This is a genomic window from Mesorhizobium sp. M5C.F.Cr.IN.023.01.1.1, assembly GCF_003997585.1.
Lineage (GTDB): Bacteria > Pseudomonadota > Alphaproteobacteria > Rhizobiales > Rhizobiaceae > Mesorhizobium > Mesorhizobium wenxiniae.
Window position 1 is genome coordinate 1 of record NZ_RZSU01000090.1, and the last position, 24,898, is coordinate 24,898.

The 24,898-nt window shown below is 61.3% G+C and carries 16 protein-coding genes; 6 read left to right on the top strand and 10 right to left on the bottom strand.

From position 1 onward, the window contains the following. Window positions 1-62 precede the first annotated feature (62 nt). Window positions 63-698 carry an acyl-homoserine-lactone synthase gene (locus tag EOA78_RS27125; RefSeq protein WP_127317896.1) on the bottom strand — a complete coding sequence of 212 codons (636 nt, stop codon included), beginning with the start codon at window positions 696-698 and terminating at the stop codon, window positions 63-65. A gap of 362 nt (window positions 699-1,060) precedes the next feature. Between EOA78_RS27125 and repA the strand changes: the two genes are divergently transcribed. From repA to repC, 3 genes are all read left to right on the top strand, one after another. After that, complete coding sequence (gene repA, locus EOA78_RS27130; protein ID WP_206533509.1) at window positions 1,061-2,272, top strand: plasmid partitioning protein RepA; 1,212 nt, start codon at window positions 1,061-1,063, stop codon at window positions 2,270-2,272. Between the two features lie 78 nt (window positions 2,273-2,350). Beyond that, on the top strand, window positions 2,351-3,337 hold the full coding sequence (gene repB, locus EOA78_RS27135) for a plasmid partitioning protein RepB (protein ID WP_127317900.1): 987 nt from the start codon (window positions 2,351-2,353) through the stop codon (window positions 3,335-3,337). Window positions 3,338-3,508: 171 nt separating this feature from the next. Further along, entirely contained in the window at window positions 3,509-4,858 is a 1,350-nt protein-coding gene (gene repC / locus EOA78_RS27140; protein WP_127317902.1) for a plasmid replication protein RepC, read from the top strand. 315 nt (window positions 4,859-5,173) lie between these two features. Here the strand turns inward: repC and EOA78_RS27145 are convergent, their stop codons facing one another. Then, on the bottom strand, window positions 5,174-6,106 hold the full coding sequence (locus tag EOA78_RS27145) for a recombinase family protein (protein WP_127317904.1): 933 nt from the start codon (window positions 6,104-6,106) through the stop codon (window positions 5,174-5,176). A 284-nt stretch (window positions 6,107-6,390) separates the two neighbouring features. On the opposite strand from EOA78_RS27145, the gene EOA78_RS27150 reads away from it, so the two are divergent. The 3 genes from EOA78_RS27150 to EOA78_RS27155 all read left to right on the top strand — a co-directional run bounded on the left by EOA78_RS27150 (window position 6,391) and on the right by EOA78_RS27155 (window position 8,974). Beyond that, window positions 6,391-7,593 carry an RHE_PE00001 family protein gene (locus tag EOA78_RS27150; RefSeq protein ID WP_127317906.1) on the top strand — a complete coding sequence of 401 codons (1,203 nt, stop codon included), beginning with the start codon at window positions 6,391-6,393 and terminating at the stop codon, window positions 7,591-7,593. A gap of 161 nt (window positions 7,594-7,754) precedes the next feature. Next, entirely contained in the window at window positions 7,755-7,889 is a 135-nt protein-coding gene (locus EOA78_RS37775) for a hypothetical protein (protein WP_281034074.1), read from the top strand. Window positions 7,890-8,071: 182 nt separating this feature from the next. Further along, window positions 8,072-8,974 carry a restriction endonuclease gene (locus EOA78_RS27155; RefSeq protein WP_127317908.1) on the top strand — a complete coding sequence of 301 codons (903 nt, stop codon included), beginning with the start codon at window positions 8,072-8,074 and terminating at the stop codon, window positions 8,972-8,974. A 59-nt stretch (window positions 8,975-9,033) separates the two neighbouring features. On the opposite strand, the gene EOA78_RS27160 is transcribed toward EOA78_RS27155, so the two are convergent. The 8 genes from EOA78_RS27160 to EOA78_RS37780 form a co-directional block, all read right to left on the bottom strand. Next, window positions 9,034-14,571 carry an ATP-binding protein gene (locus EOA78_RS27160; RefSeq protein ID WP_127317910.1) on the bottom strand — a complete coding sequence of 1,846 codons (5,538 nt, stop codon included), beginning with the start codon at window positions 14,569-14,571 and terminating at the stop codon, window positions 9,034-9,036. Further along, window positions 14,568-16,250, bottom strand: a complete 1,683-nt coding sequence (locus tag EOA78_RS27165) for a hypothetical protein (RefSeq protein ID WP_127317912.1) — start codon at window positions 16,248-16,250, stop codon at window positions 14,568-14,570. Before EOA78_RS27165 ends, EOA78_RS27160 begins: the two co-directional genes overlap by 4 nt. After that, window positions 16,250-20,377: a protein kinase gene (locus tag EOA78_RS27170; RefSeq protein WP_127317914.1), complete on the bottom strand. Its 4,128-nt coding sequence runs from the start codon at window positions 20,375-20,377 to the stop codon at window positions 16,250-16,252. Before EOA78_RS27170 ends, EOA78_RS27165 begins: the two co-directional genes overlap by 1 nt. Further along, window positions 20,377-21,759: a restriction endonuclease subunit S gene (locus tag EOA78_RS27175; RefSeq protein WP_127317916.1), complete on the bottom strand. Its 1,383-nt coding sequence runs from the start codon at window positions 21,757-21,759 to the stop codon at window positions 20,377-20,379. Before EOA78_RS27175 ends, EOA78_RS27170 begins: the two co-directional genes overlap by 1 nt. Continuing rightward, the gene (locus tag EOA78_RS27180; protein ID WP_127317918.1) at window positions 21,756-22,388 is read right to left on the bottom strand and encodes a hypothetical protein; all 633 of its coding nucleotides are present in this window, start codon (window positions 22,386-22,388) and stop codon (window positions 21,756-21,758) included. The genes EOA78_RS27175 and EOA78_RS27180 overlap by 4 nt, the downstream gene beginning before the upstream one ends. Next, the gene (locus tag EOA78_RS27185) at window positions 22,385-23,683 is read right to left on the bottom strand and encodes an ATP-binding protein (protein ID WP_127317920.1); all 1,299 of its coding nucleotides are present in this window, start codon (window positions 23,681-23,683) and stop codon (window positions 22,385-22,387) included. Before EOA78_RS27185 ends, EOA78_RS27180 begins: the two co-directional genes overlap by 4 nt. Continuing rightward, window positions 23,680-24,519 (bottom strand): N-6 DNA methylase, encoded by an 840-nt coding sequence (locus EOA78_RS27190; protein WP_206533510.1) that lies wholly within the window; start codon window positions 24,517-24,519, stop codon window positions 23,680-23,682. The genes EOA78_RS27185 and EOA78_RS27190 overlap by 4 nt, the downstream gene beginning before the upstream one ends. Beyond that, a partial coding sequence (locus tag EOA78_RS37780) for an N-6 DNA methylase (protein ID WP_206533511.1) occupies window positions 24,516-24,898 on the bottom strand: 383 nt, incomplete at its 5' end. The genes EOA78_RS27190 and EOA78_RS37780, both read right to left, overlap by 4 nt.

The window sequence follows — 24,898 nt, forward strand, 5'->3', positions numbered from 1 at the left end:
GAGTTGGTCGCCGAGGGCGTCCTGAAGTTTGCGGACGAGACGCGTGTGGGAGCGCAGTTGGGTCACGCGGCGCTCCTGACGGGTGCGCTGTCGATCTGACGGATCGAACGGTAGCCCGGAGGGCAGACCTGCTCGAAGCTGACGCGATCGGCCGGCAGGCTACCAGCAATGGCGATGGTGTTGCCGATCGCAACAGGATCGCCGAGCCGCCGCATCGGCCAGCCGACAAGTTTCAGGATGCGCTCAAAGCGAAGATCGGTCGCTGTGACAATCTCGCTGTAGCCGTTCGCCATCGACCATTCGATGATGCCGGCGAACATCGTGAGCGTCGCGCGATGAACGAAACCCCCTTCCCTGTCTGCGGCATGGGAAGTGTCGACGCAGAAGCGCGAACTCTCGACCATCGCGGGATGTTTGGCGTGTGAACCTTTTTCGAGCAGTTGGGGAAAGGTGTGCTCGAGCATCGTCGGCCCACAAGCTGGAAGAAGACGGACGCAACCGGCGACCAGCTCCCTCTCGGTAATCGCCAGAACGCAAGTCGGTTTCAGATCATCGTACTGATCGCGTTCCTCCCCCTCGGTGACAGAGATGTCCCATTCAAGACGACCGCCGAACACCGCTGCGCGGAGACGGTACATCTGTTTCAGCAAACTTGGATGGCGTTCGTATTGGTCGGGCGAGACGGTCAGTATCCGCATCATGATCTCCGCATGAACAGGTCATGCGGAGACAAAACATCTCGTCGGGCGTGTGCCTACGTGCAGATCTGCAGCCGGTGATTCTGCCGAATCGATGGTCTAGCTATGGAAACGCGAGGGCAGGCAGGGACTAAAGTGCTGATGAAGAGGTGCAAATCTGCATTTCATGCCCACGGTCGCGAACAGCGGGAATCGACCTAACTTACGGATAACTATTGAAAAATCAGTCTGACTGTGAATGGTCCCGCAACATGTTAACTTCTCATTAACCAAAAAGGCCTTGCGGCTACCGTCGAATCGCACATAGTAATCACGCTTTCCTGCCATATGGACCCGGAAAAGCGTTATTCCCAGGTGGGGCGGTGAAATTGAACGTGGTGCAGACTTTCGACCTCGACATAGACTTTGACGAGGAGATTCTCCAGCAGGGCGAACTCATCTCCGACAAGCTCAACATGCTGCGCCTGGAGCAGTATCCGCCGGATGCTGAGAAAGGCCTTCGGCTGTTTTCCTCGGCCGAGGTTGCCGATTTTCTTGGCGTGACGCAAAACCATATCAAGAAACTACATCTTGAGGGAAAGGGGCCGGAGCCGCTCGTATCCCAGTCCGGCCGCCGCTCGTACACGGCGGCGCAGATGATGGAGTTGCGCGCCTTCCTCGACAAACACGGCAGAACTGATTTCAAGCGCTATGTGCCTCACCGGCGCGGCGGCGAAGGCCTTCAAGTTATCTCCGTTGTGAATTTCAAAGGTGGGAGTGGAAAGACAACCACCACGGCCCATCTTGCACAGTACCTCGCTCTCACCGGCCATCGTGTCCTTGCGATTGACCTCGACCCACAGGCTTCACTCACTGCTCTTCATGGGATGCAGCCCGAACTTGACAAGAATCCGTCGCTTTTCGAGGCGCTCAGGTACGATGATCAACGCAGGTCGATCACGGACGTAATTCAACCGACGAATTTTCCGGGGCTCGACATCGTCCCGGCAAACCTCGAACTCCAGGAATACGAGTACGAGACACCACTAGCGGCTTCGAACAAAAATTCCCCTGAAGGGCGGATGTTCTTCACCCGCATTACGCAGGCCCTTAAAGAGGTCGACGATCGATATGACGTGGTTGTGATCGATTGCCCTCCTCAGCTGGGCTATCTCACGCTCACCGCGCTGACAGCCTCCACATCTGTTCTTATCACGGTCCATCCGCAGATGCTCGACATCATGTCGATGAGCCAGTTCCTGCTGATGCTTGGCGGGATCTTGCAGTCGATAAAGGGGGTCGGGGCGAAAGTCCGGCTGAAGTGGTTCCGCTATCTGGTGACGAGATACGAGCCGACGGACGGGCCGCAGGCACAGATGGTTGGTTTCATGCAGGCGATGTTCAACAAGCGGATGCTCACCAATCAGATGGTTAAGTCCACCGCCATATCCGATGCCGGTATTACCAAGCAGACCCTTTATGAGGTTGAGCGCAGCCAGTTCACGCGTTCAACGTATGACCGTGCGATGGAGTCCCTCAACGCAGTCAATAGCGAGATTGTCTCGCTGATACACAAAGCATGGGGGCGGAAGTGACCGCTTTCTTGACAGCCGTGCAGAACCGCAAAAAACTTCGCGAAATCAGCGCAGTAAATACGAGAATGGAGGGTGCAAATGGCTAGAAAGCACCTCTTGGCCAACATCGGGGCGACCGTGGGCGATCGGAAGCCGAGCAATTCATCGGAGAGCAGGGCCGAATATGCCCGTCGTGGCGCAACGCGCTCGATGATGCAGTCTCTCGATGAGATGGCGGAAAACTCTATGCGCGTCCTCGAGGGCGAGATGATCGTATCCCTTGATCCGGACCTCCTTGAGGCCTCCCCTTTCGCTGATCGGATTGCCAGCAACGACGAGGATTTTTCCGCCTTAGTCTCGGCTATTGAGCAGGCTGGTCAGTCCTCGCCTATCCTCGTTCGGCCTCACCCAGATGTTTCTGGCCGCTTTGTCATTGTTTACGGCCATCGCCGTGCTCGCGCTGCCCGTCAGCTCGGCATCGCTGTGAAGGCCGTCGTCAAGCCGATCGAGGACATCGCACATGTGATCGCACAGGGGCAGGAAAACACGGCCCGCTCCGACCTCACTTTCATCGAAAAGGCCCTGTTTGCACGTAAACTGACCGGCTCCGGAATTGACAAGGAGACGGTCAAAAGCGCGCTTACAATCGACGATACGCTCCTGTCCCGAATGCTGGCAGTTGCGGAGCACGTTCCCGAACATGTTCTGGATGCATTGGGCTCCGCGAGAGGCGTTGGGAGGGATCGCTGGGAGGAGCTCAAGAAACTTCTCCAATTGCCTGGCAAATCGGCCCAGGCGTCAAATCTAATTCGAAGCGACGAGTTTGCGAGTGTCGATACGGACCAGCGCTTCGCAGTTTTGCTCGACGACCTGAAGAAGAAGGCGAAGAGCAAAAAAACCGCGGTAGCCAAGCCTGCGGAAAGGTCTTGGTCACTTGCGGGTAATGCCGTGAAAGTCGCAACAAAGGATACCGGGAAGGGCTTTACTTTGGCACTCAAGGCCAAGGACGCGTCTCGGTTTGGGGCGTATCTCTCGGAACACCTAGAACGCTTCTATCAAGAGTTCCAGAAGACGGAGCAGATGTAAGAAAAGTACGAAACCGCAAAAGAAAAAGGCCACCGAAACGAATTCCGGAAGCCCTTCTCTGTAGTGTCGCAGCTGAGAGAATCGCATTTCCGGGAATCGCCGTCAAGGGCTGATCAAGCCCAGCGCCGTTTTGGCGAGCGGATTTCTTTTGCCTGAACACAGGTGAAGACAATGGAAACGCATTTTTCAACGACGCCCTTTGGGCGGCGGCCGATGACGCTTGGCATGATCTCAAGCCAAGTCACTGCAAGGGCAGTGCCGAAGGACGCGACCGTCCACAAATGGCATGTCTTCCAAGATATCAAAGACGCCAGGATCGCTCTGGGCGCCACTGATCGCGCTCTGGCCATTCTCGACGCGCTGTTGTCGTTCCATCCGGACACGGCGCTTTCTGGCGACAGCGAGCTGATCGTCTGGCCATCAAACGAGCAGCTGATCCGCCGCGCCAACGGAATGCCGCCAACGACTTTACGGCGGCACCTGGCCGTCTTGGTCGAGTGCGGATTGATCATCCGTCGGGACAGCCCCAACGGCAAGCGCTTCGCCCGGAAAGGGCAGGGGGGCGAGATCGAGCAAGCCTACGGCTTCGACATCTCGCCGATCGTGGCGCGCGCAGCGGAGTTCAAGGAGCTGGCGGAAGTCGTCCGAGCTGAGAAGAAGGCCTACCAGGTCGTTAAGGAACGGCTAACCATATGCCGGCGTGACATCGTCAAGATGATCGACGCTGGCATTGAGGAAGGCGTGCCGGCGAACTGGGGCAGGGTCCAGCAGGCCTACCAGGCGATTGTCGGCCAGATACCACGCACCGCACCCAGACAGGCCTTTGAGGCGATTGCCAAGGAGCTGGAGGGCCTTTGGGCTGAAGTGCGTGAAGCATTGGAATCATTTGTAAAAACACAGAAAGTGGACGCCAATGAGTCCCGAAATGGACGCCACATACAGAATTCAAAACCAGACTCTAAATTTGAATCTGAAATTGGCTTAGGAAATAAAGATGAAGCGGACGGCAACGTCGCGGACACCGACAACGTACGGAGCCTGCCAAAGCGCGAGCTGCCGTTAGGAATTGTGCTGGATGGCTGCCCGAACATGCTTTGGCTGGTGAAGGGCGGCGGCGGAATCCGCAACTGGCGTGAATTTCTGGCCGCGGCCGAGATTGCCCGGCCGGCCATGGGCATCAGCCCGAGCGCCTGGGAGGAAGCGCGAACGGCAATGGGTGAGCAGCAGGCGGCGATTACCATTGCCGCGATTTACCAGCGGCAGGACCAGATCAACAGCGCCGGCGGCTATTTGCGCAGCCTGACGGACCGGGCAAAGGCCGGAAAGTTCTCGGTCTGGCCGATGGTGATGGCCTTGTTGCGGGCCAAGCTTGACGCGTCGAAGACGACCGGAACCGGGACCGGAGCTGAAGCCGCTGCCGTCGATCTGGAGACCGCGGGCAAGATTGTGCGCACCGAATCACGACTGGAAATCAGTGATGCGTTGCGCCGCAGCCTCGACAAGCCGGGGCGCGGATCATGATCCGCCGGGCGGGTTTCGATCCGAACTATGGAACATGGACGGTGGCTGCATCGCTTGTCGGGAAGCGCATCTTATGAGAGCATCGAGGGCATGAAAAAGGAACACGACCGGGAACCGACGCCCGATGAAGCCGCCGGAATAGTGTGGTGGAACTCACTTGCCGAATCCGATCGTGCGGCGTGGCTGGCGCGGGCTGACAGCGCGGTTCCAGCTGATGCCTGGGCGGCGTACAAGCGGCTTTGGGACGGTGAGTGTCAGCCACGGACCGTAAACTGAGGACCGTTCTAAAGCGAGGACGACGTCCCTGTATCTCGGTCAGCTCGCGGGAAGTTCGGCGACGAGACCAAGCCGGCGGGCTCGATCGAGCAGGTTCTTGACTGATGAGGCCGACCATTTTGCGCTTCCTCGTGGGGTACGCTCATGCAGGCGCTCGAGCTGGCCAGCGATGTCGCGTAGCGACAGGTCTGGGTTGGACTGCGAAATCCCTGCCACGAGGGTCATCAGGCGATCTTCGGGAAGCTGCGGAGACGCCCGTTTTAGCAAGGTGGGATCGGCCAGGCGCTCGGTGACGAGCCACTTCACTACCCGCCGCAGTCGTTCAGGCGTCCAGTCGAGGCCGCGCTGCTTCAGGACCCGAGCGATATCATCCCAGTTGTGGTCTGGTCGCATCCGGCGGACCGTCGGAAGCCACTGGTTCATCGTCGATTGTATCCGTCGGCCATAGGCTGCCCTTTGCGCCGCGGTCATCTTCGCCAGGGCTTCAGGCTTGCGCTCCCGGATGCCAGGATTGCCCGGCAGCCGCCCCTTCGATCGCGCAGCGATGATGCCGGCCTTGGTCCGCTCCGAAATCAGCGCACGCTCGAGCTGGGCGACGGCGCCGAGCACCTGCAGCGAAAACATGCCCTGTGGCGTCGACGTGTCGATCGGATCTCGGAGAGAACGGAAGTGCGCGCCTTTGTCAGTCAGATCCTCGATGACCTGAAGAAGATGGCTGACCGAGCGCGCAAGGCGATCGAGACGCACAACGACCAGGACATCGCCGACGCCGATATCGCCGATCAACCGCAATAGGGCAGGGCGGGCTCTCGACGCGCCGGATCCATGTTCCTGAACGATGACGTCGCAGCCGGCCGATCGCAGCTCAATTTCCTGCGCTTCCGTCGCTTGTTCGTCCGTCGACACGCGCGCGTAGCCGATTTGCCGGCCCTGTGGTCGACCGGAGCGTCGATTTTGCGCTTCACGGGCCATTTGCGGCGTCTCTCAGCATCGGGAAGGGGATGTTGTACAAACACCGAAGATATCAACAAACGATCGTTTGTAAACGTCTCTTGTGGCCCTTTACATCGCTCGTACCGCCTCGATGAGCCGGTAAATCAACGTTTTTCGGCCTGCTGAGCGTCCTAGGGCGTCGTGCTGTACAGTCCCGATATGGGGTCATTATCGATAGTGAACTTTTCCGCCAGGATCATCGCCTGTGACGGAAGTTAATGCCCAGATAGATTCCGTTGCGCGAATCGGATACAAAGGAATCAATGGCTTATGAATTCGCCGATCTGCCTCTAAAGACCCTGATCGGGCCGCTCGCCCGCGCCGAAGACCTTTTGGCCCGCCTCGACGAGCGCGTGCACAAAAGCCCGGTCCGCGACGGTTTTATCCAGCGTCAGCATTTTGCCGACGCAGCGTCGGCGCTGTGGCTCGACGGCGAGCTCGTCCATGTCGAAGACCTCGTCCTGCACGACGCCCACATGGACATCCGCACTCCGACCCACGAGCTCACCCGCGCCCACGCCGTGTTGCGCGCCCGCCGCCGTATCTTTGGCCACAAACCGGACTGGGCGCTTTCTCGCGTTGGCGTTTTGGCGTTGCGCGGCCGCGAAGGGCAGGGTCGCGAAGGATCGAGCGCGGGGCGGGCTGGCTCCCGATCCGATGCCGCTACGGCGGCCGGTGGGGCAGGCGACGACGCCGACGAAAGCCTTTCCGAAGACACCGACCAGGAGGATGCTCTTGCCGAAGAACTGGCGGAGATCGACGCCGTGCTGGCCCGCTCCAGCCGGCTCCTGGCGGGCGAAAAGTTCGCGCTGCGCGCCGCGGACGGCGAAGATGTCGACACGGCAGTGCAGGGAGCGACAGCGCGGGAGGCCTTGCCGAACAGTCTCGGGCCGCTGATCCGCGACCTCGACTGGGACGAGGACCAGCGGCTGACCGACTGGCTCGCCGTCGTCGACCGGCTCCGCGGCGAAAACATGCCGGCCGTGATGCAAGCGGCGATCGCCTGGGAGGCGTGGCAGGACATCGAGCCGCTGCAGCACCAGCATTGGCTCGGTCCGCTGCTGGTGGCCGCGCTGCTCAGGGAGCGCGGCAAGGTCGCTTCGCATCTTTTTTGCCTCAATGCCGGATTGCGCATCGTTCCGCGGGAACGGCGGCGGGCGCGCGACCGGACCACCCGGCTGGTGGCGGTCCTCGACGCGTTTTCAGAGGCCGCTGCGGCCGGGCTGAAGGAACTCGACCGGCTGGCGCTGGCTAAAAGCCAGATGGAACGCCGGCTGAGGAAGAGGCGAAAAAACTCGAGCCTGCCGGCGCTGATCGATCTGGTGCTGGCGCGGCCGGTGGTCTCGGCGGGATTGATCGCGGCCGAACTCAAGGTCAGCCAACGTGCCGCGCTCGGCCTTGTCGCCGAACTCGGCATCCGGGAAGTGACGGGCCGGGGGCGCTACCGGGCGTGGGGATTCGTGTGACGAAGAATCGAGGTGCCGGGGATTGCCACAGTCAGGGCGTCGGAATCTGCCCACATCAGGTGCGTCAGTGAGCGCGGATTATTCACTATCTGAAGCCCATCGCTGAGCTCGCCTACCGCCTGACGCTCCCGACAAAAGAGGAGCTGCTGGATGATGATGTGATGAGCGTAATCGAAGCCATGAGCGCCAGCTACGGCGATCGGCTCGGCATAGAACCGGCGGAGATCGTCAACTCCCACCGGGCTCTGGTCAAAACCCTTTCCGGGACGGTGCGCAGGGCCTCGGCCGCGCTTTGACGGAAGCCCCTTCAGGAGGCAGGGCGTTGAGGGTACCTCGGTCTCGACCAGTTGAAAGATGTCTTCCCTGTCCAACAGTTGTGAAAGGCCCCGCACTCAAAGGTCCTCAACGTTACAGCCGGTGCTATTGCTGTTATGAGATCTGGGTCAGCGGTACAAAAATCTGGGGCATGCGTCAGCATATGGCTGAGATCACGCGAAGGCGAACGGGCGAACTGCTTCGGAAGTTGTTCGAACTATTATTGGCACACCCGGGCGGGCTGAGAGCCCGCGAAGCGCTGGCCGAACTTGCCGATTCGGTATCGCTCACGGATTATGAAAATGGGACCTACACCTCAGGCGATCGCCGCTTTGAGAAAATCGTTAGATTTGCGACCGTGGATTGTGTCAAAGCAGGTTGGCTCGCGAAATCAAAGGGCCACTGGGAGGTCACTGAGGTAGGCCGAACGGCATTCGCTGAATTCGAGAATTCAGAAGCGTTTTACAGAGAGGCCTGCCGACTTTATTCCATATGGAAGGCGCGCCGAGACGCTCTGATCGGCGAGGTAGATGCAGGTACGGTAGAATCGGAGATCGGAGAGGCGGCCGAAACGTTAAATGTGACATTCGAGGAAGCCGAAGAACAAGCCTGGGCACAAATTGAGGCTTACCTTAAGACTTCGGACCCCTTTGAATTTCAAGAGATTGTTGCCGATCTGCTTGAAGGGATGGAGTATCACGTCTCTTGGATATCTCCACCAGGCAAGGACGGTGGCGTCGACATTATCGCATACACAGATCCTCTTGGCGCCCAAGGACCAAGAATTAAAGTTCAGGTCAAGCGGTGGCAATCCAAAGTTGATACTGACGGTCTACGATCCTTCCTCGCGACCATCAATGGAAGCGATATCGGGCTGTTCGTTTGCCTTGCAGGTTTCACGAAAGATGCGGAAAGCTATGCACGCTCTCAGGAAACTCGGCGCATAACGCTGATTGATGCAGAGCGACTCGTGGACCTTTGGATCGATCACTATGACCGCCTGGACGATGTAGCTCGACAGCGTCTGACGCTCACGCCGATCTACTTTCTGACTCCTCCAAAATAAAAAGCGAGCTTGATCGCGGGGAATTTACATAATCGCGGCAGATAACCGCTCTCTTCAATCTATGGAGTTGAGACCGCAGTCTTCGTTCCACCCCCGTGCTGCGTGGCTCGTGGTCTACAACGAACTTTTACAACTCCTCGGGAGAAGGTCTCGTCGGTCGCCTTACTTGACCAAATGAATGCCTCTCCTGGGCGGAGATTTGACATCTTCTCGGGCGTCAGCGAGCCGAGGGCAGCGTTGGCCTTCTGGAGGTGCTTAAGCCATGCTGGCGAGTTGAATTTGTGAAGGATGAACTGGCTCGAGAGCTCGATGAGCGAGACAGGTACCGACGGCGGATCCTGACTGGCGACCATGATGCTTGTCCCCTTATGACGCATCTCGCGAACGACTTCGATTAAGCCAGCGACGAGGTCGGGGCTCTCGATGTACTTGTGTGCCTCGTCGAACACGACGAGTTTGTTGAACGAGCGCTCGATCCCGTTCTCGTCGCGATACTTCGCGTCGGCGAAGAGCTGAAGGAGCACAACGAAGAGGCCGAGCGCTTCGTCCTTTTCGATGAACTCGTCGCGGAGGTCGACGATGATGAGGCGGCCTGGGCGGATCTCGTCCCTCAGGCGAACCGAGTCGTCGATGTACTCGCTCGCGAGTTCGAGCCGCATCTTCGCCATGTGCTTCAGGTGTTCGGGCAGCGACGAGGCTTCGATTCCCTGGTGCAGTCTCTCAAGTGTGAGTTCCTCGCGTAGCGACTTCATCAAGCGCTTGAGCTGACGGATGTAGGTCGCCTGGTTGCCGACGGCGCCCATGAGAAAGCACCAGTGGCTCGTCTGCAGTTCGGCTGCGCCGAACTTCAGCGGGCGCACCTCGATTCCCGGGTATTCCTTCTTGCGCTCCTCTAGCTTGTCGGCCGGAGCTAGGAGAAGGACGTCAGTGAGTGAGGAGGGCTCGGCGCCGAAGGTCTCCTTCAACGCCTTCACTTGGTCGGCCTCGCTGTTCGGCGCGACCATCGACGTGAACTCAGGTGGGTAGTCCATCGTAGGGCTATAGTGGAAAATGACTGTCGCGAGCGGCCGCGGCAGCACGTTGATATTCGGGATAGGCAGCGAGGCCATCTCGGCGATGGTCCCGAGGGTGTAGCTCTTGCCGCCGCCCTGTACACCGAAGAGGCTGATAGTGTGCGTTTGATTAAGGTCGATTGCGACGCGGCGGCCAGAGACGTCACCGAGGAGTCCGTATTGGGGAGAGTCGCCTGTAACGCCGAGCATAATGTCGTAGGGAACGGCAGGCGCTATCTGCGCCTCGACGCTAGGGGCGGCCCGCGGTTCCTCTGATGCCGGCAGCTCGCGACGTGCCGACACGGGCGCCACACTGGCGGCTGAAGCAAACTCCGGCGGGGCCACCGGAGCATTCGGGCGCGCTAGGGGCTCCACGGCGGGCGTGGGCACCGCCTCCCGCGGAGAGGTGGGCAAGGGCGGCGGGACGCCGGGCTGGCGGCCGCGCAGCTCCTCCCAAGACACTGAGCGGCCGCGCGGCAATCCGAGGAAGGCAGCAGTGTCGAGCGTCGGCACGGAGGGGGCACGCTCGCGGCGGCGGCGAATTTCTGCGACGCCTCGCGGGCGCGGGTCATCGCTCGGACCTCCGCTCCCCGAACTGGAGCTAATGCTCGCCGACGTCTCGGTGCTTGGCGCGGCAGCGTTGACGAGCTGGCGAATCAGGTTGACGCCGATGCGGTGGTATTCGATGCCGCCGTCGCTCTCGGGCGGCTCGGTGCCCGGCTTGGCGAAGTCGAAAATGAGCGCGCTGCGTGTGAAAGCGAGCTGGTATCCGTCGTCGAGTGTGTGGACGAAGTAGCGAGCCTCGTCCGCAGCTTCATGGCTAATGGCGCCGTAGCGTTCCGCGCGCTCCAGGTAAAACTCGAGGAGCAGCGCAAGTTCACGCGTCTTGAACGCTCGGTCCGGGCGATCCTGTCGCGTGCGCTGCGGGTCGAAGTGGTGCGCGACCATCTTCTCGCTCTGGGCGATCTGCTCAGCGATGCTCGCCTTGAGCGCGTTGTATTGTGCGAGATCGCCAACACCCGAGTAGCACTTCACCTCGACAAGGCGGCAGGTGACTTTCCGCCGGGTGAGGTCGAGGTCGAAGAGCCCAAGGTCCGTTCGCCTGAAGCTGAGCTCGTCGCCCAGCTCGTTGGCGTGTGCCTTCAGCACTCGATAGAGCTCGAGGTGTGCATCGAGCGGGACGACGACTTGGTTCTCGAAGACACCCTGATGTTCCAAGTAGAGACGTGAAAGCGCTAGGCCGAGAGCTTCTGCACGTTGTGTCGGCGACGAGACGAGCTTTAGCGCTAGGCGTCCCGAAAGGGACCGGAGCTGATCGAGTAGTGCCACGGCGTGGCGCCCCTCGGCCGGGAGCCCGTACTGCTCGAGCACCGGGCGCAGCAGCGCTTCGAGCTCAGCAACCGAGCGAGAGGTGATCACAAGCCGGTGGCCCAGCGTGCTCGCCATCTCGGGGGAGTGGTCGATGAGGTAATCGGGGCGCGTCGCGTGCCCGCCGTGGTCGAAGAACTCGATACCGAGATTTCGGTCGAGGGTGAGCACCCAGTCGCTAACCTCGTGGACTTGATGCAGGAGAGCGCGATCGTCGGGGCCGAGCACGAGGCTGACCACAGGCCGCAGATTGACGCCGCTCTGGCCAGTGGCGATGGTGGCAGTGGCACTCGACATCGCGGCCGCGAGGCTGCCGAGCAGATCGGAGAACTCCTCGGCAGCCTCAATCGGTTGCGCCACGCCGTGGCGAGGCAGGCGCCGCCACTCAACGGTCAGCTCGTCCTCATGATATTCGGTCGAGAATTCCTGCACGAGACCGTGCACGAAGGCCGTCGCATGGCGCGGGTCGGCTTTGCGCGCGGCCACTTCCTCGGCCGGGAACACGTCAAAGAGCAGCGATAGGTGGGCCGCGTGCATCTCGGGGCTGGTACGAAAATCCTTGGTGGCGCGTACCGCGAGGCGCAGCTTCGGATGGAGGTGAGTCTCCGCCGGTATGGAGAACGCGTCCGCTTCACGCGCGGCGGCTCCGCCGTCGCTCGTCAGCAGCGCAGTGATTTCTTCGCCGATGCCAGGTCCATCCGGATCGGGCACAAAAAGCCGGATGTCGTAGCGTAGGTCGGCGAACCCCGGCTCCTTCTGCAACTCGATCAGCATGTCACCGAGGACGCCCGCGCGGCCAGCATTGAAAGCGTTGATGGTAAGCGTCCTAACGTAGGGGTGCTGAACCAAGTAGCGGCAAACGCGCGAGGCAAGATAGACGCCGTCGATGAGCGCGCCGCCAATAGCCGGTTCCGGTAGGCCGAACGCGCTGCACACCTCGCCAACGAGCCCGCGCGGGTCCTCCTCGTTCGACGGCGCGAACAGCGTCCAAAACGGATTGATGCTGTCGACGGCGGTCAGAACGTGCCCGGCCTCTGTGGGAATAACGGGCGGGAAGCTCGTCGGCGACATGAGTCGCAGGAGGGCCTCGCGCGTCGGGACCACGTATTCGCGCGGCGCGGTTCTCGCCGCGGCCACCCAGCACCCACCGAGCTTTGCCCACGTGGCGAACCAGAGCGCCCGGAGCGGGTGGGTCGGAGCGACAAGCACCGCGTCGCGGCGGCGGCCACGGTAATCGACGACGGCAATGAGCACCGAGTCGAGCGCGAGAACCTTACGCAGGTCAGAGAAGGCGCGCTGCGAGTCACTCTTCGCGGTAGCCTCAGCGCGGCGCATGAGGTCGGCGAGCAACTCGAGGTACGCCTCAGCGTAGTCGCGAGCAAGGTCGGCGTGAGCAGCGGCGTCGATACCCTGCGTGACAAGCTCTGAAGGGCCGCATCGCACGGCCTCGAAGTAGCGAGAACGAGCCCCGAGAAAATGCTCCCCTGACGCCCCATTCGGCCAGCCGTTAACCTCGCCGGTACTCGGCCCCAGCACACCGAGGTTCAACGGAATGCGCCAACTGACCGGGCCGTCCGGCGCGGCTAGGATCTTCTGCTCAATGCTCTTGAGTGCGCGCGAGACCGGGACTTGCAGCGAGCCGTCGCGCCCGAGCTTGACCTCGAGCATCTGCGTACCCGTTACATGCTCCTTCGTCTTTTCTAACCATGCGGTACTCCCGAAGATGACGCTTGCCGGGTCCCGGTTATCGAGGATGGCGGCGAACTGTGCACTCAAGAGTGCGTGCTGCGCGCTCAGCTCACGCGGCATCGCTCGCTGCGCCGGCTCGATCTCGACCTCGGCGTCCGGCAGGACATAGAACACGTCGCTCTCGTTCGCGCCAGGCAGTGCCGCTTGAGTGTCCGAGCTCCACGTCACGGTTTGGCCGTTCGAATCGACGAGAGGGATGAGGTCTCCGCTTTCCGTTTGCGCGAGCACGCGAATGAAGTGCCAGCCTTCTTCCCACTCGATCTTGTTCAGCGCCAAGAAGGAGATGGTCGCCCTGTCAGTCGCGGACTTCCATCCGGTCTTGCTACGCGCGAGGCCTATCGGACCGTGTTCTTTGGAGATGACCTGAGCTACGAACTTGGCGAGGCCGTGCACCTTCGTCGGGTGCGGTTGTACCTGGAAGGTGACGTTGAACTTCTTGAGGCTGCTGACCGGCAGAATGCGCTGTCCGATGAGATGCGCAAGGGGTTCTGTGGTCTCATCGTCGTCGACGACCGGAAGGTCTGTCCGCACGTGGCCTATGAAGACCATGTCTGGCTGAACGCCGCCGTCCTCAAACTCCCACTTGTTGAAGGCAAGCGGCCAGAGCGATCTGTCGACGACGATGCGGCGCGCCCATTGGCGCGGGTCGTCGGTGCCCGCCTCTGCCAGGAAGTTGCCGAGGCTGTTGCGCACGGCGCGTTTGGCGAGACGCAGCTCCCCGACACGGCCTCGCTCAGACCGCGGGGACCAGGTGAGCTTCTCGACGCACTCACGGTTGCGAAATAGGCGTTGTGGCGCCTTCTCCGGCTGCGCTAACCACTCGAAGTCGGGCACGAGCCCTATCTCGTAAAGCGAGGCTCCGATGGCCTCGGCGTCGTTGCCGTTCACCTTCGCCGTCAGCAGGAACCGCGTTATCGAGAGCCCATCCGCGAAGGTCCACCGGCCCTCGGAGTCAAGCAGTTGACGCAGCGACTCTTGAACTGCTCCGCGCAGAGCCGGTGGAATCTCACCGACGAGTTGCTGAATGAGTTTCTCGTAGAGTCCGATAGTCGAGACCTCCTCGAACGTGGCGATGCCGAAGGAATCCTCAGCCGAAGCGCGAACCTCACTCGGGACGAACACGAGGAGTGGCTGACGCTGTGTGCCGTCGGCTCGCGGGTTCCGGAGCTCGACGAGCTTGGTACTGGTTACCGCAAACTCGGCCGGAATAGACAGCGTGCCATTAGTGAGCACGACAACCGTGGTGCTAGGCAGCTCTGCGCGAAGGCGGGCGCAGAGACGGATCATCAAGTCGACGTCAAGGTGACCAATGCGCATGCAGTGACCGGCCACGCGTGAGCGAAGCTGCTCCACGAGCACTGGCACGGCGACGTTTTCCAGCTCGACCGTGAGCTGCATCGGAGACAGCTCTTGGAATCCCGCGCTCAAGGCTGACCTCCCGCAGCCGTCTCATCGGCGGCGATGCGATACCTCGGTTTGATGGTTTGCGTGACGTAAGCATCGGAGAGGTCGCGGTAGAACCCCACTTCGCGGAGTCGCCCGGTGAAAGCGCGGATGTTGTCACGAAGTGCGTGGCGGTCGTCGATGCTCGTCGTCACGAAGCCGTCACCACGCGGTAGCTGATCGATGAAAATGCCATAGCGCTCGCGCAAGAACACCAGCAGATCGTCAATTCGCAGCTCACCCGTGTGGAACCCGGCAGTGCCGCCCGGCTTCAGGACGGCGATCTGAAGTAGTACCTCTAAAAGTCGGCTATCCAGCACGAAGCGGCGAGGCGCGTTCTTCGTTCTCCCCTGCGCGAGGGCCGCACCGGGCCGGTTCTTGAGTAGCAGGGAGTCGAGGCACTCGACTATGTACTGACGATGGAATCGGCCGCGAAGCGCGACGATCATCTCGATGTAAGCGTCGAATTCTGACAGCCCCATCTCCGTGACCGCCTTCAGCTCTGGATCGAGCTCAGCGTCTTTTACGCCCGACGTGTCCTCCACAAGACTCGAGATGCGTTGACCAAAGAACTTCTCGCGCTCGGCGTTTAGCGGAGCATCGAGGAACTGCAGAACCTCTCCCACCGAGAACTCGCCAGCCGACGGCTTCGGGAGCTTGCCACGACGAACAAGGTCGGTCGCGAACTCGTCGAGCTTCTTCGTCGCGAAATAGGCGCGCACGAAGGTCGGGATGCGCCGGTAGTGCGTGTCCGCGCTGCGCTGCGCGAGCGCCGCCATTCGCGTGCCAGGCTGGGCCGCGACGTCGACGAGCATGCCCAAGCGATAAGGGCAGTCGCCGAATGGGTTTTCGGCGCTCTTTGGGTTCATCGGGCATGCGCCTGTCGCGCATGTCGGATCTGCGCCTTTGCGATGCACCAACGCAGGCAAAAGCTTCAGGAGCCGCAGGTGATAAAGCCCGAGATGGAAGGCGATGAGCACCTTTAGATACTCGACCATCACCGAGCGCGGAATAAAGCGCTGGTAGAACAGCAGGCGCTGAGTGTCCTCGGCGAGCAGGTCCGCAGCGCCTAAACACAGCGGCGGGAAGCTCTCGCGGCCGGACCTAGTGTCGGGGGCATCTTCGACCTGATCGACCAGCCGTAGAAGCGCCTGGGTCTCGACGTCGAGGACGGTCGAGGCATCGGCCCTTCCGGTGACCTTATCATGGCCCTGAAAAAAGAAGTGGTTAAGGTGTTCAATCGCCTTCTGTCCGGCGCCATTCCGCGCGCCGGATAGCGTTTCGTAGAGGTGCTGAGCTGCGCCGTAGTCACGCGAGTGCTTCGGGTTGCGGAAGCGGTATGTGAAGCCATGCAACGGCCTCGGGGCCGCCACCGCCTGAGCCGCCTTTCCTCGATTCACGACGTCGAGTAGGTGCGTCTCTACCCAGCGTGCGAGGATATCAGGGTGCGCCTGGAACCCGGTAAACCACTCCGGGTGCTCCATGAACTCCTCGACGAAGCTTTCAACGGACAGTTCCACCTTGCGCCGCAGGCGGCTCGGGAAGCCGTTGTGCGCTAGCCGTGCGAAAAACGCGGTGAGCACGCGGTCCATCTCGAGGTGCTTGAAATCGAAGTAGCTGATCTTGGGCAGCCGGAACTCTCGATCGCGCTTGGACAAGGACATCAGAGCGCCCCTCCCAGAGCGCGCGTCATTTCGAGGCGACCGTCGGCATGCCGCGCGACGCGATAGAAGTCATGGCCAGAAGTGCTGAGGAGCACCTCTTGGTAGGGCGCAGATCCGAGCTGGTTCTTGAAGACGGCAAGGCTCAGGTAGTGGCCCTGCTCCTCTTCGACGCTTGGCCGGTAGCCCTCGTTCAGGCGTTGGAGCATCTCGTAGACGTCGAGCGAGACGAGGAGTTCGGCAACGAGCCCGGCCTTGTCCTCGTAGCGAAGCACGAGGCCCGTGGGCATATGCTCGACGAAGCGAGAGCGCGAAGCTTGGTCTGCAAGGGCCAGCGAGAAGCGCTCGCGAGGGTAGAGCCGATACGAGCGAACGCTGCCGCCTTCGACTCGCCGCACCTCGAGCGCGACGTCATTACCGATGCGTTCTGGCCGCGTGAGCCCCTCGCCGCGATTTATGGCAACGAGCAGCGATTCGAGCAAGCTCTCCGGCTTGCTGTCGCCGCGCACGACTGAGAGCAGCTCATCCGCCTTATTGTACGGCAGCATGGAACGCCAGCCCGTGTCGCGGCGCTCGAAGAACGCGCGTCGTCGTGCCATCGCGATGTAGCGCCGGTGAGCCTTCGCTCGGTCGGTGCTCGCCCGCCCGGAAACGTCACGTGGAAGCTCGTCGTAGAGGCTGCGGAGGATGTCGCGGTCGTAGTTGCCGCGCCGCTCGAAGCGAAAGAGCGCCCGGTCCACCGTGGGCGAGACGAAATCGAGCGCGCGATCGAGGCGCGGATCGTCGACATCGGCGACGTCAATCTCGGAAAGCATCGTGAGGAGGCGGTCCGCGTTCGGCGCGTCGCCGCCTCTCCAGCTGTTGAAGTAGTATCCCTGCACGATCTCGTTGCGCTGCCCGGTGCGGTAAAGTTCGTGAATGTTGTCGCAGTCGCGCGTGCCGACGAGTGTGTAGGCGAGCGCCGAGCGCAGGTCGCGCAGAGTGATGTGAAGGCGCCCGCGCATATGGGTGACCGAATAGATGTTCTTGAGACGCTCGATGACATGCGGGCCGGCCGTCTCGTCCTGGATCGTCTGCGCATTATGGAATGCGTAGCAACGGTCCTTTAGATCGCAGCCGTGGCATGGCTCCCAGAACTTCTCATCCGTCATACGGCGTACAAGCCGCTCCAGGATCGACCCGTTGAAGTCCTGCGCGTTGGTGACGACGCTACGCAGGTTGAGGTTAACGACGGCGACGCCTTCGGCAGGCTCGCCCGTGCTAAGCCCCTCTTTCACGAAACTGGCCAGTGCTGCGAAGTCAGTGTGGTTCGCCTCAAGAAAATCGACGAGACGGCCCTCGTTGATGGCGATGAGGCGCGTCTCCTTCGACCTGTGCCAATCGGTCGAGTCGTCGCCTTTGAACGGAGCGAGGAAATCACGCAGGACATCGTCGTTCGTCTGATCGCCTTCGTCCTGGCTGCCGTCGTAGTTCGAGAGAAACGAGCGCCCGCGCAGCTCGAAGCGTGCGCCGTTCGGCAATGAATGGTCGACGATGGCGCGTTCGTCCTCTGCGCGGCGCTCGAGCTTTTGGAGGAAGGCCGTCTTTCCGTCGCCAGCGTTGCCCGAGATGATGACGAGCGAGAACTCGCCTGAGAGTACCGACGGTATGAGGTCACGATCGAGCGCGGTCTCGACGTAGGTCAGCTCGCTGATAGCATCGAGGCCGCGGGTGCCCGCGTTGCTGTGCTTGCTCTGGCTGTAGGCCGTGAGCAGGTGGCGGACGTACGGGTTGGTATTCGGGGGAATCGTCCCGCCCGATCCAATATCGGCGCCATTGCTTGAGGGCGCCCATGATGGCATGACAGGCTGTGGTGCGCGCCGCGCGGCGGGTATGTTAGCAAGGGCGCTACGCAGATACCGGGCGGTCGCGAAGCGGTCGGCTCGCTTAGGCGCGATGGTCTTCAGTATCACGTCCACGAGCTCGGGCGCGAGATCGCTGAGGTTTGAGAACTCACGCGGGTCGCGCGCGGGCGTAGCGGGCGGCGGCACTTGAACGTCCCACGGGTACTGTCCGGTAACAGCCTCGTAGAGAGTGAGGCCAAGCGCGTAAAGGTCGCGGTCCGCGAAGTCGCTCGCCGACGGGATTGTATCGAGTTCAAGGTCAGGAGGGAGGTAACGACGCGAGCCGCCGCCACGGCGATCCTCGTCCTTGGAGGCTACGGAAACGTTGAAGTCGATGATCTTCGTCCCGCGCCCAGTCCACAGCAGGTTGCGGGGCTTGATGTCGCAGTGGAACACGCCGTGCTCGTGTAGGTGTTCCAGGCCGCACGCCACGTGCCGCCCGAGCTCCAGCGCGTCCTCGGGGGTGAGCGCGCTGTTCTCGATCATCTCTCCGACATCAAAGCCGTCGATGAACTCGAAGACGATGAAGGGCGGACCACCGGGAATGAAGTCGGCGTCGATCACCTTCACGACGTTCGGGTGGTCGGGGATCTGAAGGAGCGTCTTGTACTCTTTTTTTAGCCGGTCAACGGTCGAGACACGGTCGCGCAGCACGAGTTTCATTGCGCGCGAGACGTCACCCAGCGTGTCGATGACCTTGTACGCGACGCCGAAAGCCCCCGGTTTCCCGAGACGCTTCTCTATGACGTACTTCGGCGTGAGTTGGGTCTGCGCCAGCAGGTTCGAGTAGTCGAGTTGGGCCGCGGCGGGTTCCTGTGGCGGCGTAGGGGCGCCTTCCACCGACGCGGGCGCGGCGCTCGGGTTGAGCAGTGTCCCAAGCTCGCTCAGGGCGGATGTAGGGGCCGGCCGTTTGTTGGGCTCGAACGTGCAGAGCTTCTGGAGCCAATCGTCAAAAGCCTTAGGGAGCTCGGGGCGTAGCTCGCTGGGCTTCACGGTAAACACGGATTTCTGCTCGAAGAGTTCCGTCGCGGTCTTGAAGGGAGGCTCGCCCACGAAGAGCTCATAGAGCACAAGACCGACGCTGAAGATGTCGGAGAAAGGCGAGGCTGCCCCCGGCTCGCCGTGAATCTCTGGCGCCATGTACTTCGGCTCGAGGTCGTCGACGATCTCGTGCGCGATGGTTCGGCTATGATCGGTGCCGGGCCGAGCGAAGTCAAAGCCGGTGAGGCGGATTCGCCCATCGGTGCCGACGAGGATGTTCGACGGCGAGATGTTGCGGTGGACGACTTTATGCGCCTGGAGATGTTCGAGCGCGTTCAGGATGTCGCCGGCGATCCTCATCTTCTGATCGAGCGTGAGCGCCAGAGTTGGCTTCTCAATGTGGACCCGCAGTGCCTGTCCAGGCATGTCCTCAGTTACGAGGAAGTACTTGTCCTCGGCTTCGCTTGGGAAGAAGTCACGCACACCGACGATGCTGGGGTGTCCAGGCATCGAACTCAGAGCGCGATACGCGTTCGAGATGAGAAGTCTCTGCTTCTGCCGTTCGTCCGGCGGCCTGTACGGGTCCGCCTGATATCCGCGAATGAGCGCGCTCGCCTTCTGCCCGACGTAGGCGTTGAATGCGCGGTACTCGACGTAGCTGTCGGTGCCTCCAAGCTTCTCGGTCACCTGCCAGCTTCCAAAACGCAGCGGCCCCGAGCGCGGCTTGGCCACGCCCTGGATCGCCTTCAGCACGATGTTGTGGTGAGCGCCAATGTTCTTCGACCTGCCAGCGGGAATGCGCATGGTATTCTGAAAGAACGCCGCCGCCTTCTTCAGCGTCGTGACGTTCGGCGCGTCGCGCCCTCCCTGGTCCACGAGCGTCGCATCGGCAGCCGAAAGTAAGACGACCGCGTCGACATAGATGTACTCGAGGTCACGGCGACCGGGCTGACTGCCTGTGATGACGCCCTTGATGGCGCGCGCGTGCCCACGGAGCTTGGCGAGCGGCGAGCTAAACGGCTGCCGGCCCTCCGGATACCACTTAGGCCCGTAGACATCGATAAGCCCGCGCGTACCTTTTACGTCGACGAGGTACATGGCGTGCGGCGCGATGATGGCGATGTCGACCTCGAACGTCTCACCGTCGCGGGGCACCTCGAAGTTGTGCAGGATAAGGTACTTCGCTGGCAGGTGATCCTGTAGATACGCAATGGCTCGGCGTTCAGCCTCGTTCACCGGCTCGCCGATGGGGATCACCGTGGCCACTAGCTCGCCTCATTCTCGATGGCGTATTCGACAATGCGCACGGCGTTGCGCTCGGCGTGGATGGCGCGCGTATTTGCATGAACGGCAGATCCAACCAGCTCGGAGAGTTGGCTACGCTCTTCATCATCGAACCAAGGCACCTGGAGGTCGGCGAGCAGCTCGCAGTCGAGGCTCGGGATAGAAGACCCGAATGCCGTTCCGATCGTTGCCAGGTAGCCCGGCTCGGACGCAAACACCGACCAGAGGAAGAACGCATCCTCCTTCGAAGTGCACCGGACTCGTACCAGGTGCTCAGATGCTGCGTGCCCGTAGTATGTTGGGAGCGGCAGTACAGCGCGACCGATAATTCCGCCTAGCTGACCGCTGCGTGGAAGAAGAAGGTCCCGCTCTGACACCAGAAGCCTGTCGAGGTGGGGGGTTCGTCGTGTTGAAATCGAGTACTCCCCGACGGGGTCGAGTCGGAAGACTTCGGACGACGAGAGGAACGGTACGCCGAAGGCGCGATCCTCAACCTTCAATCGCGGGCCTCGGTTCGGTTCAAAAACCGAGTCAACCTTGTTTCTAAGTCTCTCAGCCCCGAGCCGAGCTAGCGACTCTCTGGCTTCGACGACCCGCGGCGTATGGTGAAATGCGTCAAGTCGGCGTTGAAGGGCGGAGGCAGCGGCCTGCGTGATGTTCGTCGCCGGAGCTGTCCGCCACATGAGGAGTTCATGAACGCGAGCTAGAGCTTTCTGTTTCGACGTTGCGGCCTCATCTCGCAGCTTGGCGGCTTCGGAAATGAGTTCATGCACTTCAGTCTCAATCAGCTTGCCGACACGTGGAACGGGGAGGTTCGCGATATGCTCCGGCTCGATATGTTGGATGATCGCCCCGTAAGTTCCGCCTACGACGAGCGGCACGCCAAACTTGCTGCTCAGGTACGCGTACAGGTACCCAGGAGAAATCTTCTCGGGGTCGGGTACCACGCGCATGAAGTGCTGGGAACCGGCCATCCCTTCCATGTCAGATCGTGCGTAAGCCGTCCGCCCGATCGTTCCGGAGCACGTGATTAGTGTCCAATCAGCGTGCACGACGAGGCGGGGGTTCGCGGCAACCTGCTTCCGGGACAGCAGTGGCAGGCTCGTCAGATCGGCGTCAAGAATGTCAGTGCTGCCCAGGAACGGAACGCCCAGGGCGCGATCGTCGACGTATGAGCGTGCGAAACGGGGACCGTTGAAGATTCCCGCGATGCCGTTAGACGTCACGGCTTGCAGGGCGTCTTTGCGAACTTTCAGCCGATCGAGCAACACCTTAGCTTCGAGCGCGCCGGACATGTAAGGCCCGCAGTCAAGACGACGCCCGTCGCGCTCCAGCCAGCCGCTCGGAACCGCCTTCGTCTTCATGTGGCCTCCGCAGGAAACCAAGCGCGGAGCATGTCTCGAACGCGATAGAAGGCCGGGTCAACGCAGCCGGCCGTCGCGACCGCGCGCGCGATCTGGCTGTAGACAACCATCGGTGGCCCAGCACGGTTGGCGCGAATGAGCGCCTGGATGACTTCCTTCGGTTCGAGAGGCTTCGCCGCACCCGACGGCCATCGCCCATCTTGGGCAAGGAGCTGCCGAAGCGACGGCCCCGTATGCCGGAGCGCACGCTCGACGTGCGGATTGTCCTGCCAGAGCAGCACCTCGAGCTCCGGGTCGATGACGACGGCAGCGCAGCGACCGTCCCAGCCGTTGGCGTTGAGCCGATGTTCAATGTCGCCGCGCACCTTCTCTGCCGAACGCTCGGCGCCGAACTGCTGGTCAAGCACGACGAGGGCGCGCCGGTGTGTTTTGAGGTACCGGCGCAGGATCTCCTGGCAGTACAGGTGTACGCCACCGTCGGTGTTAAGTGGGTCGTGCACAATGTCGTTCGTAGGGTCGAATTGGAACGGTGCGCACGCGAGCGCATGATGGAATTGCCGCTCGAAGAACGCGCGCATGACAGCGGCCATCGTGCCGTCGGCTGTGAGGATGATGAGTTGGCGACTCATCCCAGAACTCCCACGGCAAACAGCGTGGAGAGGCTTACCTCACCCTTCCAGTCCACGAGGTTCGGGTGCTGAGGACCGGGGATGACCTCGGAGGCGCCGTCGTTACGAATACGCGCGGCCAGGATCTGTGAGAGTTTGCTGCGAGCGAGCACCACAGGCGAGTGCGACGAGACGATGACTTGGCTGTCGTAGATCGACGCGAGCCCTTGAATAACCGCCTCGATCGCTTTTGGGTGAATCCCGTTCTCAGGCTCCTCGGTGACGAGAAATTGGGGCGGCTTAGCGATGTACGCGAGGAGCGTGAGTACCAGAATGCGCAATGTGCCGTCTGAAAGGCCTGATGACGGCACGTCGTAACGGTCGCCGTAGCGGACGCGAAAATAGGCGTGATGATCGTCCTCACGCTCATGCACGCTCACGTCAGAGACCTGAGGCAGTGCGAGGTGAACGTGGCTCTTCCACAGCGCGAAGCGATCGGCGTCTGTCCTTTGAAGCTCGAGTGCCAGCCACGGCGCGTTCTTCCCGGAGCCAAGCACCTGCGTCTTCGACAGGCCCGGAGGGCTCGCAACCCGCAGCGTATTCCAGTCAGGATCGAAGAACACTGTGTCTTCGACGAGCAGATCAAAGAACCAGCGCGCGGCCGGGAAGTCGTTCTGACTCTCGAACTGGGCGCGCGGGAACGCAAGCTGTGATGGCGCCACCATCGACTTCGTCGAACGAGGGCGACGCACCGTCTCGGGGGTGTATTCGGCCTCGCCGCCGTACTCGCGCGTGAGGATGAACTTCCAGTTCCGGTTCGGGCTCAACTCACCATGCATGCGAGGTGCGCTAGTGTCGGCCGTTGTTCGGGTCGGTGCGTGTGGCTCGGGGAAGACGAACAGGTACTCGTTTTGTACCTGCAGCTCGGTCTCATTGAAAACCTGGAGGCGAAGCTCGTATCGGATATGAGTGGGCCACTGGTCTTTCCTGACGCGGACCTTCTCGGACATGCTCTCTAGGAGAGCGCTTGTGACCCGCTCGGGAAGCGCGGCTTCCACTGCGAGGATGAAGTAATCGCCCTGACCCTGGAAGATCAGCTCACGAAGAGCGGTCGCGCGCGGCGCTCTGCCATCGCGCTGCTCGGTGAACGCCGCGCTGATGGTGCGCTCACGGAGCAAGTCACCGAGGAGCACGGGCACGTCGAGCAACGTGGTCTTGCCCGAGCCGTTGGCGCCCACAAGCACGCGGTATTCTCCCAGCTCGACGTCAAGCTTTTCAAAGCAGCGATACCGTGTTGCTTCAATGCGTGTGATCACGTGCCTGGCTCTTTGTTCTTGGCACGGAACTCACGGTATTCATCCGCGATTAGCGGAAGGTCATCGTCGAGGACCTTCATTTTGCGACGCAGTCGCCGCTCGACGAAGTGGCCGTTCATGCGAATTCGCTCGACCTCTTCGACGTCTTCGAGGATATCCTCTCCATCGGGGCTATGCTTATAGAGCGTATTGCCTCGTCGATCGAATCCGACCTTCTCGGCGACGGCCATGAAAACCGGGTAGTCCTCGCGCTGCCCAAGGTCCTCGGCCTGGATCACGCTTTGAGGCTTTTTCTTCAGGAAAAGAAGCGACGTCAGGATGTTGACGTTCGCTTCGACTATGAAGACCTCTACTGGCAGATCAATGCTGGCGAGCACCCACGTATGGCGCAAAATCCACCGGCGGATGTACTCGTCTCCTGGATTGCCGAGAATGCCGTCCGGAAGGACGATTCCCATCCGGCCGCCTGGCTTCAGCCAATCGACAGCTCGCTGAATGAAGAGCACTTCTGGGGCGACGGTTTTCTGATACCCGTCACCCCAAGCGAAATCGTCTTCCGCCTTACCGGGCCTGCGGGCCAACTCATAGTCGCGAAGTAGTTGGGAGTCCGTAATTGGGATCTCCGACCCAAACGGAGGGTTGGTCATTACGACATCAATGCTTCCCAGCGGAATCGCCGCTTTCGCTGGCTCGAGGCCCGCAAGGCGCCCGTGAGGAAAGGCCAATGAATCCATGTAGAAGACATTGCCAGGCTCGTTGGCAGCCATGCTCAGACTCATCATCGTGGCACGCACGAGGAACGGGTCGAAGTCGGCGCCAAAAAGGTTCTTCTTCACGAAGTCGGCGAGCCGCTCCTGAATGGAGAGAAACTCCTGCGTCGACTCGGCACCGGCTGGATACCGTTTTCCTCCTGGAGCCTATGCGCGAGATGCGCGAGCGTGGCGGTGAGGAAGCCTCCGGTGCCACACGCCGGATCGAGCACGCGCTCATTGGGCTTTGGGTCGAGCATGGACACGACGAGCTTGATAGCGCCACGGGGGGTGAAGTACTGGCCGCGGTCACCACGCAGGTTCGTGCCTACGATCTCCTGGTAGGCAGCTCCCTTCGCGTCGACGTCGGTGCGAGCAAAGTCGTACTTCGCCAACTCCGAGACCATGAACGCGAGCGCACGGTCGGAGAGCGTGATTTCTTCGTTGCCACGGAAAACCGTCGAGT